Raw genomic sequence first — 11,728 nt, 5'->3', positions numbered from 1 at the left:
CCATGGCGAAACGTTTCGAACAAACCACCGGCCCGACCCAGCGCCAGCAGCGAGTGGCCGAACTCATCCGCCACGCGCTGGCCGAAGTCCTGTCCCGAGGCGACATCCAGGACGACGCGCTGACCCGGCACGTGATCACCATCCCGGAAGTGCGCATGTCGCCCGACCTGAAGCTCGCCACCGCCTACGTGATGCCGCTCGGCGGCAAGGACGAGGACGCGGTGATCCGGGCGCTGGAGAAGAACAAGAAGGTTCTGCGCCAGGAGGTCGCCCGGCGCGTCAACCTGAAGTTCGCGCCCGACCTGCGCTTCCGCCGCGACGAGACCTTCGACGAGGCTGCGCGCATCGACGCGCTTCTGCGTAGCGACAAGGTTCGCAAGGATACGGGCCCCGAGGCCGACGACAGCCCCAACGACGAGTAACGACCATGACCGACGAACGGCCGCAGCGGCGTCCCCAGCACGACCGCCCGAAGAAACGCGACGTCAACGGATGGATCGTGCTCGACAAGGGCGTCGGCATGACCTCCACCCATGCGGTGGCGGCGGTCAAGCGCGCGCTCTCGGCCAAGAAGGCCGGCCATGCGGGCACCCTCGACCCTCTCGCATCGGGCATCCTGCCCATCGCCCTGGGCGAGGCCACCAAGACCGTGCCGTTCATCATGGACGGGCGCAAATCCTACGTGTTCACCGTAGCCTGGGGGGCCGAAACCAACACGGACGATTCCGAGGGCGAGATCGTGGAGCGCACCGACCGGGTCCCGGACGCCTCCGAGATCGAGGCGCTGCTGCCGCGTTTCGTCGGACAGATCCAGCAGGTGCCGCCCCGGTTTTCAGCCATCAAGATCCAGGGAGAGCGCGCCTACGATCTCGCCCGCGACGGCGAGGTCGTGGAGCTGCAGGCCCGCACCGTCGAAATCGACCGGCTCAGTCTCGTGCACCATGACGGAGACCGATCGATCCTGGAAGCCGATTGCGGCAAGGGCACCTATGTGCGCGCCATCGCGCGCGACCTTGGCCGGGCCATCGGATGCCTCGGGCACATCGCGGCCCTGAGGCGCACCCGGGTCGGGCCCTTCACGGAAGAGGACGCCGTGGTGGTGAACGATCTCGCCACGGAGGCGGCCGCCCTCCGGCCGGTCGAGACCGCCTTGAGCGAGCTGCCGTCGATCAACGTCAGCCGCGACATGGCGGGCCGCCTCATGCGGGGCCAGTCGATCATCCTGCGCGGCCGAGAGGCGCCCCTGTCGGGCAAGATCTACGCCACCTGCGGCGGCGTGCTCGTGGCGGTGGGCGACATCGAGCGCGGCGAGCTCGTGCCGCACCGGGTGTTCAACCTGGGTGCCTGACGCACCAAGAAGCCCCGGAGGCCGTGGCCGTCTGGGGCGGAGAAGGCGGGCTCCGAAACCCCGGCGTCACCGCGGATCAGCGATCCGCCTTGAGGTTCTTGGCCTCGCGCGCCAAGTACTTCCCGGTGATCGCCTCGATCTGGTCGTAGATCGCCTGGGCAGTCTTTTCCTCCTCCCGGAGGGTCTGCCGCAAGGCCGGAACGTACTTCGAATGCCCGGCCGCTTCCGCGACCGTGATCAGCGACTTGTAGGCGGCGATCTCGAAGTTCTCGAAGGCGTGGTTGGCGAAGGTGTTCTTCAGGATCTCGTCCTGCATCGGCACGTGGGCGACCGCCGCCATGTTGCCCATGAACTGGGTCGCCACGTCCTTCAGGAGCGAACGGTCCTCCCCAAAAGCGTGCAGGACGTCCTGCAGGCGCTCGATCTGGCCCTGGGTCTCCTTCAGGTGGGTTTTCAGCAGCCGCTCCATCTCGGGATAATGTTCCAGGCGCTCGATCTGCCGCTCCATCAGCTGAACCGCCTCCTTCTCGAGGGCGTGGGCGTTCTGGAGGCCGGTGATGAAGATCGTCTGGACCGCGTCGGAAGACGAGAGATCGGCCGTGTTGGCAACCATGGGGCAAGCCTTTCAGGGTTCGGGAAACGTCGCCCGACAACCACGGCACGGCCCTCTTGTTCCGGCCCGGAGGCCCACCGTGAAATCTACTGGCATTCACGGGCTTTTCGTGTATGGTGCGGCCGAATTCCCGCAAGATTTGCTTGAGCTTAAGCTTCGGGAATGCGTCGAGAGACCCGACCGCGCTGGACGACATCCCGGCCCGGCCGCCTCCGGCGAGCCCGGCCGAGCCTCTGAATATCCCTGATATTCCCTGGGCCGGCCCCCCTCTCCAACCGAAAGGACATGCGATGTCGATCACGGCTGAGCGCAAGACCGCGCTCGTAAGCGAATTTGCCCAGAAGGCAGGCGATACCGGCTCCCCCGAGGTGCAGGTGGCCATCCTCACGGAGCGGATCAACAACCTGACCGGCCACTTCAAGAGCCACACGAAGGACAACCACTCCCGTCGTGGCCTTCTGAAGATGGTGTCGGCGCGCCGTTCTCTCCTCGACTATCTCAAGAAGAAGGACGAGAGCCGCTACAAGACCCTGATCGAGAAGCTCGGCATCCGCCGCTAAGCCTCTCGCAGAACTCCCGTCCGGGGCCCGGCCCCGGACGGTCTCTTGCCGGAAGGACGCCACAGGGACTGTCCCGGCATTGAAATGAGGCGGGTGACGCGATGACCATGGCAGGATCGCAAGGCACTTGAAGACGACGGGATCGACCCGCCGCGCGAGTGTCTTGCCGTCTTGCTCATGGCATCGGGCCGCCGCCCTGTCATGAAAGACGCCAAATGTTCGATATTCAACGCGAAGAACTGATCTGGGCCGGGCGCAAGCTCGTGCTCGAAACCGGCCAGGTGGCCCGCCAGGCCGACGGCGCCGTCGTCGCCACCTACGGCGAGACCACGGTGCTTGCCACCGTCGTGTCCGCCAAGGAGCCGAAGGTCGGCATCGACTTCTTCCCGCTCACGGTGAACTACCAGGAGCGCACCTACGCGGCCGGCCGCATTCCCGGCGGCTACTTCAAGCGCGAAGGCCGTCCGACCGAGAAGGAGACCCTGGTCTCCCGCCTCATCGACCGTCCGATCCGTCCCCTCTTCGCCGACGGCTACCGCAACGACACCCAGGTCGTCGTGACGGTTCTGTCCCACGACCTCGAGAACGATCCCGACATCGTCGGCATGGTGGCGGCCTCCGCCGCCCTCACGCTCTCGGGCGTGCCCTTCATGGGTCCGGTGGGCGCGGCCCGCGTCGGCTATATCGGCGGCCAGTACAAGCTGAACCCCAGCCTCCAGGAGATGGAGGAGACCACCCTCGATCTCGTGGTCGCCGGCACCGCCGACGCCGTGCTGATGGTGGAATCGGAAGCCAAGGAGCTGTCCGAGGACGTGATGCTCGGCGCCGTGATGTTCGGCCACAAGCACTTCCAGCCGGTCATCGAGGCGATCATCCGCCTGGCCGAGAAGGCCGCCAAGGAGCCGCGCGACTATCAGCCCGCCGATGTCTCGGCGGTCGAGACCGCCGTCCTGGGCATCGCCGAGGCCGAGCTGCGCGAGGCCTACAAGATCACCCGCAAGCAGGACCGCTACGCCGCCGTCGACGCCGTGAAGGCGAAGGTGATGGATGCGCTCTTCCCGGCTGAGGGCGAGGCCCAATTCGAGGCCGAGAAGGTCAAGAGCGTGTTCAAGGACGCCCAGGCCAAGGTCGTGCGCTGGAACATCCTCGACACCGGCACCCGCATCGACGGCCGCGACCTGAAGACGGTCCGTCCGATCCTGTCCCAGGTCGGCGTTCTGCCCCGCACCCACGGCTCGGCCCTGTTCACCCGCGGCGAGACCCAGGCGCTGGTGGTCACCACGCTGGGCACCGGCGAGGACGAGCAGTTCATCGACCAGCTCGAGGGCACCCGCAAGGAAACCTTCCTGCTGCACTACAACTTCCCGCCCTATTCGGTGGGCGAGACGGGCCGCATGGGTTCGCCGGGACGCCGCGAGATCGGCCACGGCAAGCTCGCCTGGCGCGCCATCCACCCGGTCCTGCCGGCCTCCCACGAGTTCCCCTACACGATCCGCGTCGTGTCGGAGATCACCGAGTCCAACGGCTCGTCCTCCATGGCGTCGGTCTGCGGCGGCTCGCTCGCCCTGATGGATGCGGGCGTGCCCCTGCGCCGTCCGGTGGCGGGCATCGCCATGGGCCTCATCCTCGAGGGTGAGCGCTATGCGGTCCTGTCCGACATCCTCGGCGACGAGGACCATCTCGGCGACATGGACTTCAAGGTCGCCGGAACCGAGCAGGGCATCACCTCGCTCCAGATGGACATCAAGATCGCGGGCATCACCGAAGAGATCATGCGCGTCGCGCTCGACCAGGCCAAGGAAGGCCGCGCCGGCATTCTCAACGAGATGAACAAGGCGCTCACCGCGCCGCGCGCCGAGCTCGGCGAGCACGCCCCGCGCATCGAGACCATGCAGATCCCCACCGACAAGATCCGCGAGGTCATCGGGTCGGGCGGCAAGGTCATCCGCGAGATCGTGGAGAAGACCGGCGCCAAGATCGACATCAACGACGACGGCCTCATCAAGATCGCGTCCGCCGACGGCAAGTCCATCAAGGCGGCCTATAACTGGATCCGCTCCATCGTGGCGGAGCCGGAGGTCAACACGATCTACGAGGGCACCGTCGTCAAGGTGATGGAGTTCGGCGCGTTCGTGAACTTCTTCGGTTCGCGCGACGGCCTCGTGCACATCTCCGAGCTCGCCAAGCACCGCGTCGGCAAGGTCACCGACATCGTCAAGGAAGGCGACAAGGTGAAGGTCAAGTTCCTCGGCATGGACGAGCGCGGCAAGGTCCGTCTCTCCATGAAGGTCGTCGACCAGGAGACCGGCGAGGACATCACCGAGAAGCTGAAGGCCGAACGCGACGCCGAGCGCGCCGAGCGCGACGCCCAGAAGCAGCAGGCCGGCGAATAAGCCAAGACGCCTGTCAGGCCCATGTCTTCAAGGGGCGCGGCGAAAGCCGCGCCCTTTTTCGTCGGCGGGAGGCCGCCGAGAGAGACTCTACCCGCTCCCGATCAGGATGCCCGCCGCCAGCACCAGGGAGCCGCCCACGACCACCTGGAGGACGGCGCGCCAGAACGGCGTCTCCATGTAGCGGTTCTGGATCCAGGCGATGGCCCAGAGCTCGACGAAGACCACGATCCCGGCAATGGCGGTGGCGGTCCAGAAATGCGGGATCAGGTAGGGCAGGGTGTGGCCGAGCCCGCCCAAAGCCGTCATGAAGCCGGAGGCCAGGCCGCGCTTGAGCGGCGAGCCGCGCCCCGAGATCACGCCGTCGTCATGGGCGGCTTCCGTGAACCCCATGGAAATGCCGGCGCCCACCGAGGCCGCGAGGCCCACCAGGAACGTGGTCCAGGAATTCTGGGTCGCGAAGGCCGTCGCGAAGATGGGGGCGAGCGTCGACACCGAGCCGTCCATCAGGCCGGCCAACCCAGGCTGCACCCAGGTGAGGATGAACTGGTGACGGGCTTTGCGGTCCTCCTCGCCCCGCGCATCTTCCGTCAGCCGCGAGGCCTGCAGATCGGCCGCATGGCGCTCATGCGCCCGCTCCTGCTGGGCGAGGTCGCCGAGAAGCCTGCGGGTGCCCGTATCGGTGACGCGCTTGGCCGCCTCCTCATAGAACCGCGCCGCGTCGGCTTCCATGCGCTCCGCCTCGGACCGGATGCGGGCGATGTCCAGGTTCGCCATGAGCCAGACCGGACGGCGGGCGAAAGAGCCCGCGATATGCTCGCGGCGGATCAGGGGAATATGCTCGCCGAACCGCCGCCGGTGCTCGTCGATGAGCGCGCGCCGGTGCCCGTGTTCTTCCGCCGCCATGCCGTCGAAGATCGCCGCCGACGATGGATAGTCCCCGCGCAGGCGCGCGGCGTAATCCGCATAGATGCGGCCGTCCTCTTCCTCCGACGAGATCGCGAGGGCCAGGATCTCCTGCTCGGTCAGGCTCGTGAAAGGCCTCTGGACGCCGCGTCCAAGGAAGGTGTCGAAGATCATCGGAGGACCCAGGATCTGAGCGTTCTATCTTAGAATAATTCTAAAATTCCTCAAGCCTGCCCTGGCTGCTTGCCCAAAAAGGTCCTGCCTGCCTGGAGGCCGTCCGGCACCAAGTCCGCGCAGCCGTCGCCGCCGCGTTGCCGACGGCTCCCCGGCATGGCATCACGGAGCCGGGAGGTTGACCGCATGCATACGATCACCACGCTGGCAGACCTCGAGGCCCTTTATGGCGACGCCAACGAAGCCTCGATCGCGAAGGAGACGGATCGGCTCGTGCCGGCCTATCGCACCTTCGTCGAGGCCGCCCCCTTTGCCGTCCTGGCGACGGCGGGGCCGGACGGGCTCGATTGCTCGCCGCGCGGCGACAGGTCGGACTTCATCCGCGTGGTCGACGACCGGACGCTGGTCCTGCCGGACCGGCGCGGCAACAACCGCATCGATTCCCTACGCAACGTCGTGCGCGATCCGCGGGTCGCGCTGCTGTTCATGATCCCCGGCATCGGCGAGACCCTGCGGGTGAACGGCCGCGCGCGGATCTCGGCGGATCCCGCCTTGCTGGACGGTTTCGCCGTGGACGGCAAGCGGCCCCGCACCGCGCTGGTGATCGCCGTCGAGACGGTGTTCTTCCAATGCTCGCGGGCCATCGTTCGCTCGGACCTGTGGAATCCCGATAGCCGCCGCGACCGCGCCACCGTGCCGAGTCCTGGCCGGATGCTGGCGGCCCTCACCGACCGCATCGACGGGGACGCCTACGACGAGGCCCTTCCCGAGCGCGTACGCACCACCCTGTACTGAACGGGGCGCGGGCCGCCGTCCCGGCATGGAACCGTTTGGCTGATTCGCGGATTCACACCGCCATGAATCAGGACGCTCAAACCCTCGCCGCCAAAGCGTTGGAGATCCACCACCGCCTGTGCGAGGTCTATGGCTGCCCGATCCCGTATTTTCACAATCTCGACCCCTTGAGCGAACTCGTTTCGTCGCTGCTGTCCCACCGCACCCGCAACGCGGATTCCGGCCGCGCCTTCAAGGCCCTGCGGGCCCGCTACCCGGACTGGTCCGCCGTGCGCGACGCTCCGACCACAGAGATCGAGCGGATCATCGGCGGCGTCACCTGGCCCGAGCAGAAGGCGCCGCGGATCCAGGCCGTGCTGCGCGCCGTCGAGGAGCGCCACGGCAGCCTGTCCCTCGACTTCCTGGGCGACATGCCAGTGAGGGAGGCGCGAGCCTGGCTCGAGACCATTCCGGGGGTCGGCCCCAAGACAAGCGCGGCGGTGCTGTCCTTCTCGACCCTGCGCAAGGCCGCCCTGCCGGTGGATTCGCATCACCACCGCGTCGCCCAGCGCACCGGCCTCATCCCGAAATCGATGGATGTGGGCCCCTCCCATGCGGCCCTCGCGGCCATGCTGCCGGAGGGGTGGGACGCCCAGCAGGTCTACGACAACCACGAGATCATGATGCTGCACGGGCAGCAATGCTGCTTCTTCAAGAATCCCGCCTGCGTGCGCTGCGCGGTGCTGGACCTCTGTCCGACGGGCCTAGGCCGCATGCAAGCCCAGGAAGCTGAACAGACGTTCAGAAAACCGGCCGTAAAAGCCTGAAATGGCTCACGAAAAAGCGATAACGCGCCATCCGGCCCAAAGAGGCGGAACCCCGTCCGGCCGTGGACGTTCGTAAGCCCAGGAAGGAGTTTACCATGCGTAAGCTAACGATCACCCTGGCAGCCGCGGCGGCGCTTCTGGCGCCGGCCCTCGGCGCTCAGGCGGCCGAGAAGGCCAATCCCGTCACCGGGCCTCTCGCGGCGCTGGAGAAAGGCCAGATCCAGTCCGACTACACCCAGTGGCGTCGGGGAGGCCCTGGCTGGCGCGGCGGCCCCGGCTACGGTCCGCGCTACGGTTACGGCCCCCGCTATGGCTATCGTCCGGGCTATTACGGCCCCCGCTACGGTTACTATGGACGTCCGTATTATCGCCGCGACTACGGGGCGGCGGCAGCGGCAGGCGTCGTGGGGCTGGCCACCGGGGCGATCATCGGCGGCGCCATCGCCAACCAGCAGGCCCAGGCCGCTCCGGTCTACCAGGCCCCCAACGCGAGCGCGGCAGGCTACTGCGCCCAGCGGTTCCGGTCCTACAACCCGGCCACGGGAACCTACAGGGGTTACGACGGCCTCGACCATCCCTGCCCGTAAAGGGTTTCTCGTCAAGCAATGGGCCCCTCGGGGCCCATTGTCGTTTCCGCTGGGATGCGGCGTTACTTCGCCGCGATAACGGCGATCTCGACCTTGAACGGCGCGGCCGCGAGCTTGGCCTCCACGGTGGCGCGGGCCGGCGAGTTGCCGGTCGGCACCCAGGCGTCCCACACGGCATTCATCTCCTGGAACGTGCCCATGTCGGTGAGCCAGATATTCGTCATGAGGATCTTCGACTTGTCCGAGCCGGCCTCCGCCAGGAGGCCGTCAATCATGGACAGGATCTCCTGGGTCTGCTCGGCGACGCTCTTGCCGGCGGTCTTGTCGGCCACTTGGCCCGCCAGATAGACCGTGTCGCCATGCACCACGGCGGCGCTCATGCGGGGACCCGGCTTGATGCGTTGGATCGTCATGGAAAACCCTCTCGGAAAAAGCTTGGAAGAAGCTTGGATGAAAGATGAGGCCTGCCTTTTCGGCGGTGCGGGCCGGCCCGTCAAGTCGGGCGCTCCCATCCGGCCGCCGCGACCATCATCCGGCTAGGCGCGCGGGCGGGGCTTTGCTAAGAGCGGTTCCAACACCGTCGAAACCCTCAAGGACTGGGCCCATGGACAAGTTCACCGTGCTGGAAAGCGTCGCGGCGCCGCTGCGGATCATCAACATCGACACCGATATGATCATCCCCAAGCAGTACCTGAAGACCATCAAGCGCACGGGCCTGGGCACCGGCCTGTTCTCGGAGATGCGCTATCGGGAGGACGGTTCGGACAACCCGGATTTCGTGCTCAACAAGCCCGCCTACAAGAACGCCCAGATCCTGGTGGCGGGCGACAATTTCGGCTGCGGCTCGTCGCGCGAGCATGCCCCCTGGGCGCTTCTCGATTACGGCATCCGCTGCGTGATCTCCACGAGCTTCGCGGACATTTTCTACAACAACTGCTTCCAGAACGGGATCCTGCCCATCACGGTGAGCCCCGAGGACCTGGAAAAGCTGTTCGACGATGCCGATCGCGGCTCCAACGCGACCCTGACGGTGGACCTGGAGAATCAGACCATCCGCGGGCCCGACGGCGGCCAGATCCACTTCGACATCGACCCGTTCAAGAAGCATTGCATGCTCAACGGCCTCGACGGCATCGGCCTGACCATGGAAAAGGCCCCCGCTATCGACACCTTCGAGCAGAAGATGAGCGAGCGCCCCTGGGCTTGAGGGCATTCCTCAACCGCCTCAGCCTGAGGGCCTGCGCAGCACGTGTCTCGAAGCCTCATCCTGAGGGAATGGCGAAGCCATTCGTCTCGAAGCCTCATCCTGAGGGAACTGCGGAGCAGTTCGTCTCGAAGGATGGTCCAGCCAGCACCGGAAGCACTCCGCTGGAGCCCTCCTTCGAGACGGGCCTGGCGGCCCTCCTCAGGATGAGGTCAGTGGGAGGATGGGGCCCTCCCTAGGGTGAGGTTCCCGGATGGCCTGTGTCTCATGCGGCCCCGTTTCCATAAGATTAACCTAATCGTCCACAAAATCCGGGCCATGATTCGTCTCATCGCCCCCTCGCTCGCCGCCCTCAGCCTGTTCGTGGCCGCTCCGGCCTTCGCTCAGGCGGATTTCCGCTCCTGCCTGTCGGGCCTGAAAGCCCAGGCCGCCGCCAAGGGCATTTCCGGCCAGGCCTTCGACGTCGCCGTGCAGGGCATCCAGCCCGACATGAAAATTCTCGAGCTGATGAACGCGCAGCCCGAGTTCAAGACCGAAATCTGGGACTATCTCGCGGCGCTGGTGGACGACCAGCGCGTGATCGACGGCAAGGCCGCCATGAGCCAGTGGGGCCGGGCGCTCGCCAACGCGGAGGCCCGCTACGGGGTCGACCGCTACGTGATCGCGGGCGTCTGGGGCGTCGAATCCGATTTCGGCAAGAATTTCGGCGACCGGCCCCTGGTGCAGTCGCTCGCCACCCTGTCCTGCTACGCTCCGCGCCGTCAGGCTTACTTTACGGGCGAGCTGATGGCGACGCTCAAGATCGTCCAGGACGGCGACATCGACCCGTCGCTGCTGCGCGGCTCCTGGGCGGGGGCCTTCGGCCATACCCAGTTCATGCCCTCCACCTATCAGCGCCTCGCCGTGGACGGCGACGGCGACGGACGGCGAGACGTGGTCTCGTCCGTGCCGGACGCGGTGGCGTCCACGGCCAACTTCCTGAAGAAAGCCGGCTGGTCCAACGCTATTCCGTGGGGCTACGAGGTGCGCCTGCCCGCGGGCTTCAATGCCGGGCTGGCGGGGCGCCGCAACAAGAAGCCGCTCACCACCTGGGCGGCCATGGGGGTGACCCGCATCGATGGGCGGCCGCTCTCGGGCAGTTACCCGGCCGGGATCCTCATCCCGGCAGGCCTCAACGGCCCGGCCTTCGTGGTGACGAAGAATTTCGACGCGGTCTATTCCTACAACGCGGCCGAGTCCTACGGTCTTGCCATCGCGCTCCTGGGCGACCGGCTGAAAGGTCAGCCCGGCATCCGCACCGCCTGGCCCACCGACGACCCGCCGCTCTCCCGCGCCGAGCGCTTTGAGCTGCAGCAATTGCTGACCGCCCGGGGCTACGACGTGGGCGTGCCGGACGGCAAAATCGGCCAGAAGACCCGCGACGCCATCAAGGACGTGGAGCGCCGCATCGGCCTGCAACAGCGCGGCCGCCCGGGCGGAAAGGTTCTGGAGGCGTTGCGGAGCTGATCCGCTTCACCGATAGCTCAGCTTCGGATACCAGTCCGCGCCGCGTCCCTCGGGGGTCGTGTCCAGCAGGGTCCAGAGCGGGTCGAGATCGGGGGCGCCGCGGGGGTCCTGGCCGGGATCGGCGCTGGCGCCGTTCATCTCGGCGCTCCAGAAATGCCGGATCGTGCCGTCGCGGCGGGTGAAGACCGTGTAGCCCGGCACATCCGCGTCCTCGCCGCTCACGTAGTCCCGGGTGAAATCGCCGCTCGGGTCGGAATAGACTTTCAGGTTCGTCCAACCCCGCGCCCTCTTGGCCTCGATCAGGCGCTCGATGGGCGAGCGGGCGATCATGGCGAGCGCCACGCGCTGCTCGATATCGTCAACCTTGCTCTCCCAGGACGCCATCTGGGACGTGCACATGGGGCAGGGCGCCTTGCGCTGGGGGCCGAACATGTAGCTGTAAATGACGAGCGTATCCTTATCGCCGAAGAGGCCTGCCAGGGTGACGGGCCCCTTCTCGCCTTCGAACGAATAGTCTTTCGTCACCGCGCCGCCCGGCGGGAGGGCACGGCGCTGGGCGGCAACGCGCTCGATCTGGCGCCTCAGCTTGATTTCCTCTGCCAGAAGTTCGTTGCGGGCCCGGCGATAGGCGGCACTCTCGTTGGGAAAGTCGGCCACGTTCCCTTCGGCCAGTTGTTCGGCCGGAACCAAGTCAATGCGATCCATCGAAGCCTCTCCACGGTCCCTTGAGGCACCGCTCATCGAAGCGGATGCGGGTGATAGGTTGATTTCAACCTATCCGTCCTCGGGTGAGTCGGCAACGACGCGGCGGTCTTCCCGGATACGAATCGGCATTCCCC

13 protein-coding genes are annotated in these 11,728 nt (G+C 66.7%); 9 read left to right on the top strand and 4 right to left on the bottom strand.

Features of this window, described 5'->3' with window-relative positions; all coding sequences use genetic code 11:
- Positions 1–2 precede the first annotated feature (2 nt).
- The gene (rbfA, locus tag ILT42_RS07700; protein WP_204214852.1) at positions 3–422 is read left to right on the top strand and encodes a 30S ribosome-binding factor RbfA; all 420 of its coding nucleotides are present in this window, start codon (positions 3–5) and stop codon (positions 420–422) included.
- 5 nt (positions 423–427) lie between these two features.
- Entirely contained in the window at positions 428–1,348 is a 921-nt protein-coding gene (truB, locus tag ILT42_RS07695) for a tRNA pseudouridine(55) synthase TruB (RefSeq protein ID WP_204214851.1), read from the top strand.
- Positions 1,349–1,424: 76 nt separating this feature from the next.
- Here truB and ILT42_RS07690 read toward each other — a convergent pair whose 3' ends face one another.
- The gene (locus tag ILT42_RS07690) at positions 1,425–1,961 is read right to left on the bottom strand and encodes a ferritin-like domain-containing protein (protein ID WP_204214850.1); all 537 of its coding nucleotides are present in this window, start codon (positions 1,959–1,961) and stop codon (positions 1,425–1,427) included.
- 290 nt (positions 1,962–2,251) lie between these two features.
- On the opposite strand from ILT42_RS07690, the gene rpsO reads away from it, so the two are divergent.
- On the top strand, positions 2,252–2,521 hold the full coding sequence (rpsO, locus tag ILT42_RS07685) for a 30S ribosomal protein S15 (RefSeq protein WP_204214849.1): 270 nt from the start codon (positions 2,252–2,254) through the stop codon (positions 2,519–2,521).
- 215 nt (positions 2,522–2,736) lie between these two features.
- Positions 2,737–4,914 carry a polyribonucleotide nucleotidyltransferase gene (gene pnp / locus ILT42_RS07680; protein WP_204214848.1) on the top strand — a complete coding sequence of 726 codons (2,178 nt, stop codon included), beginning with the start codon at positions 2,737–2,739 and terminating at the stop codon, positions 4,912–4,914.
- Positions 4,915–5,001: 87 nt separating this feature from the next.
- Here pnp and mbfA read toward each other — a convergent pair whose 3' ends face one another.
- Positions 5,002–5,991: an iron exporter MbfA gene (mbfA, locus tag ILT42_RS07675; RefSeq protein WP_204214847.1), complete on the bottom strand. Its 990-nt coding sequence runs from the start codon at positions 5,989–5,991 to the stop codon at positions 5,002–5,004.
- A 186-nt stretch (positions 5,992–6,177) separates the two neighbouring features.
- Between mbfA and ILT42_RS07670 the strand changes: the two genes are divergently transcribed.
- The 3 genes from ILT42_RS07670 (at position 6,178) to ILT42_RS07660 (ending at position 8,179) form a co-directional block, all read left to right on the top strand.
- Entirely contained in the window at positions 6,178–6,786 is a 609-nt protein-coding gene (locus tag ILT42_RS07670; RefSeq protein ID WP_204214846.1) for a pyridoxamine 5'-phosphate oxidase family protein, read from the top strand.
- 62 nt (positions 6,787–6,848) lie between these two features.
- Positions 6,849–7,592: an endonuclease III domain-containing protein gene (locus ILT42_RS07665; protein WP_204214845.1), complete on the top strand. Its 744-nt coding sequence runs from the start codon at positions 6,849–6,851 to the stop codon at positions 7,590–7,592.
- A 95-nt stretch (positions 7,593–7,687) separates the two neighbouring features.
- Positions 7,688–8,179, top strand: coding sequence for a BA14K family protein (locus ILT42_RS07660; RefSeq protein WP_204214844.1), 492 nt, complete (start codon positions 7,688–7,690; stop codon positions 8,177–8,179).
- Positions 8,180–8,241: 62 nt separating this feature from the next.
- Here the strand turns inward: ILT42_RS07660 and ILT42_RS07655 are convergent, their stop codons facing one another.
- A complete protein-coding gene (locus ILT42_RS07655; RefSeq protein WP_204214843.1) occupies positions 8,242–8,592 on the bottom strand; it encodes a RidA family protein in 351 nt (116 codons plus the stop codon).
- Positions 8,593–8,783: 191 nt separating this feature from the next.
- Between ILT42_RS07655 and leuD the strand changes: the two genes are divergently transcribed.
- Both leuD and ILT42_RS07645 read left to right on the top strand, forming a co-directional pair.
- Complete coding sequence (gene leuD, locus ILT42_RS07650) at positions 8,784–9,386, top strand: 3-isopropylmalate dehydratase small subunit (protein ID WP_204214842.1); 603 nt, start codon at positions 8,784–8,786, stop codon at positions 9,384–9,386.
- 315 nt (positions 9,387–9,701) lie between these two features.
- Positions 9,702–10,889 (top strand): lytic murein transglycosylase, encoded by a 1,188-nt coding sequence (locus ILT42_RS07645; RefSeq protein ID WP_204214841.1) that lies wholly within the window; start codon positions 9,702–9,704, stop codon positions 10,887–10,889.
- Between the two features lie 6 nt (positions 10,890–10,895).
- On the opposite strand, the gene ILT42_RS07640 is transcribed toward ILT42_RS07645, so the two are convergent.
- Positions 10,896–11,594 (bottom strand): DUF899 family protein, encoded by a 699-nt coding sequence (locus ILT42_RS07640; protein WP_204214840.1) that lies wholly within the window; start codon positions 11,592–11,594, stop codon positions 10,896–10,898.
- Between the last annotated feature and the right edge of the window lie 134 nt (positions 11,595–11,728).

Source organism: Microvirga pudoricolor (genome assembly GCF_016892705.1).
In the GTDB taxonomy this organism is placed as follows: Bacteria; Pseudomonadota; Alphaproteobacteria; order Rhizobiales; family Beijerinckiaceae; genus Microvirga; species Microvirga pudoricolor.
Note: the sequence above shows the minus strand (reverse complement) of the source record. Positions and strands in the feature narration are given on the sequence as shown.

What these genes read in the sequence shown, in the direction of transcription:
- rbfA (WP_204214852.1), top strand. Translation starts at nt 3, where the DNA reads ATGGCGAAACGTTTCGAACAAACCACCGGCCCGACCCAGCGCCAGCAG.
- leuD (WP_204214842.1), top strand. Translation starts at nt 8,784, where the DNA reads ATGGACAAGTTCACCGTGCTGGAAAGCGTCGCGGCGCCGCTGCGGATC.
- ILT42_RS07660 (WP_204214844.1), top strand. Translation starts at nt 7,688, where the DNA reads ATGCGTAAGCTAACGATCACCCTGGCAGCCGCGGCGGCGCTTCTGGCG.
- ILT42_RS07690 (WP_204214850.1), bottom strand. Translation starts at nt 1,961, where the DNA reads ATGGTTGCCAACACGGCCGATCTCTCGTCTTCCGACGCGGTCCAGACG.
- truB (WP_204214851.1), top strand. Translation starts at nt 428, where the DNA reads ATGACCGACGAACGGCCGCAGCGGCGTCCCCAGCACGACCGCCCGAAG.
- ILT42_RS07640 (WP_204214840.1), bottom strand. Translation starts at nt 11,594, where the DNA reads ATGGATCGCATTGACTTGGTTCCGGCCGAACAACTGGCCGAAGGGAAC.
- pnp (WP_204214848.1), top strand. Translation starts at nt 2,737, where the DNA reads ATGTTCGATATTCAACGCGAAGAACTGATCTGGGCCGGGCGCAAGCTC.
- ILT42_RS07665 (WP_204214845.1), top strand. Translation starts at nt 6,849, where the DNA reads ATGAATCAGGACGCTCAAACCCTCGCCGCCAAAGCGTTGGAGATCCAC.
- ILT42_RS07645 (WP_204214841.1), top strand. Translation starts at nt 9,702, where the DNA reads ATGATTCGTCTCATCGCCCCCTCGCTCGCCGCCCTCAGCCTGTTCGTG.
- ILT42_RS07670 (WP_204214846.1), top strand. Translation starts at nt 6,178, where the DNA reads ATGCATACGATCACCACGCTGGCAGACCTCGAGGCCCTTTATGGCGAC.
- ILT42_RS07655 (WP_204214843.1), bottom strand. Translation starts at nt 8,592, where the DNA reads ATGACGATCCAACGCATCAAGCCGGGTCCCCGCATGAGCGCCGCCGTG.
- rpsO (WP_204214849.1), top strand. Translation starts at nt 2,252, where the DNA reads ATGTCGATCACGGCTGAGCGCAAGACCGCGCTCGTAAGCGAATTTGCC.
- mbfA (WP_204214847.1), bottom strand. Translation starts at nt 5,991, where the DNA reads ATGATCTTCGACACCTTCCTTGGACGCGGCGTCCAGAGGCCTTTCACG.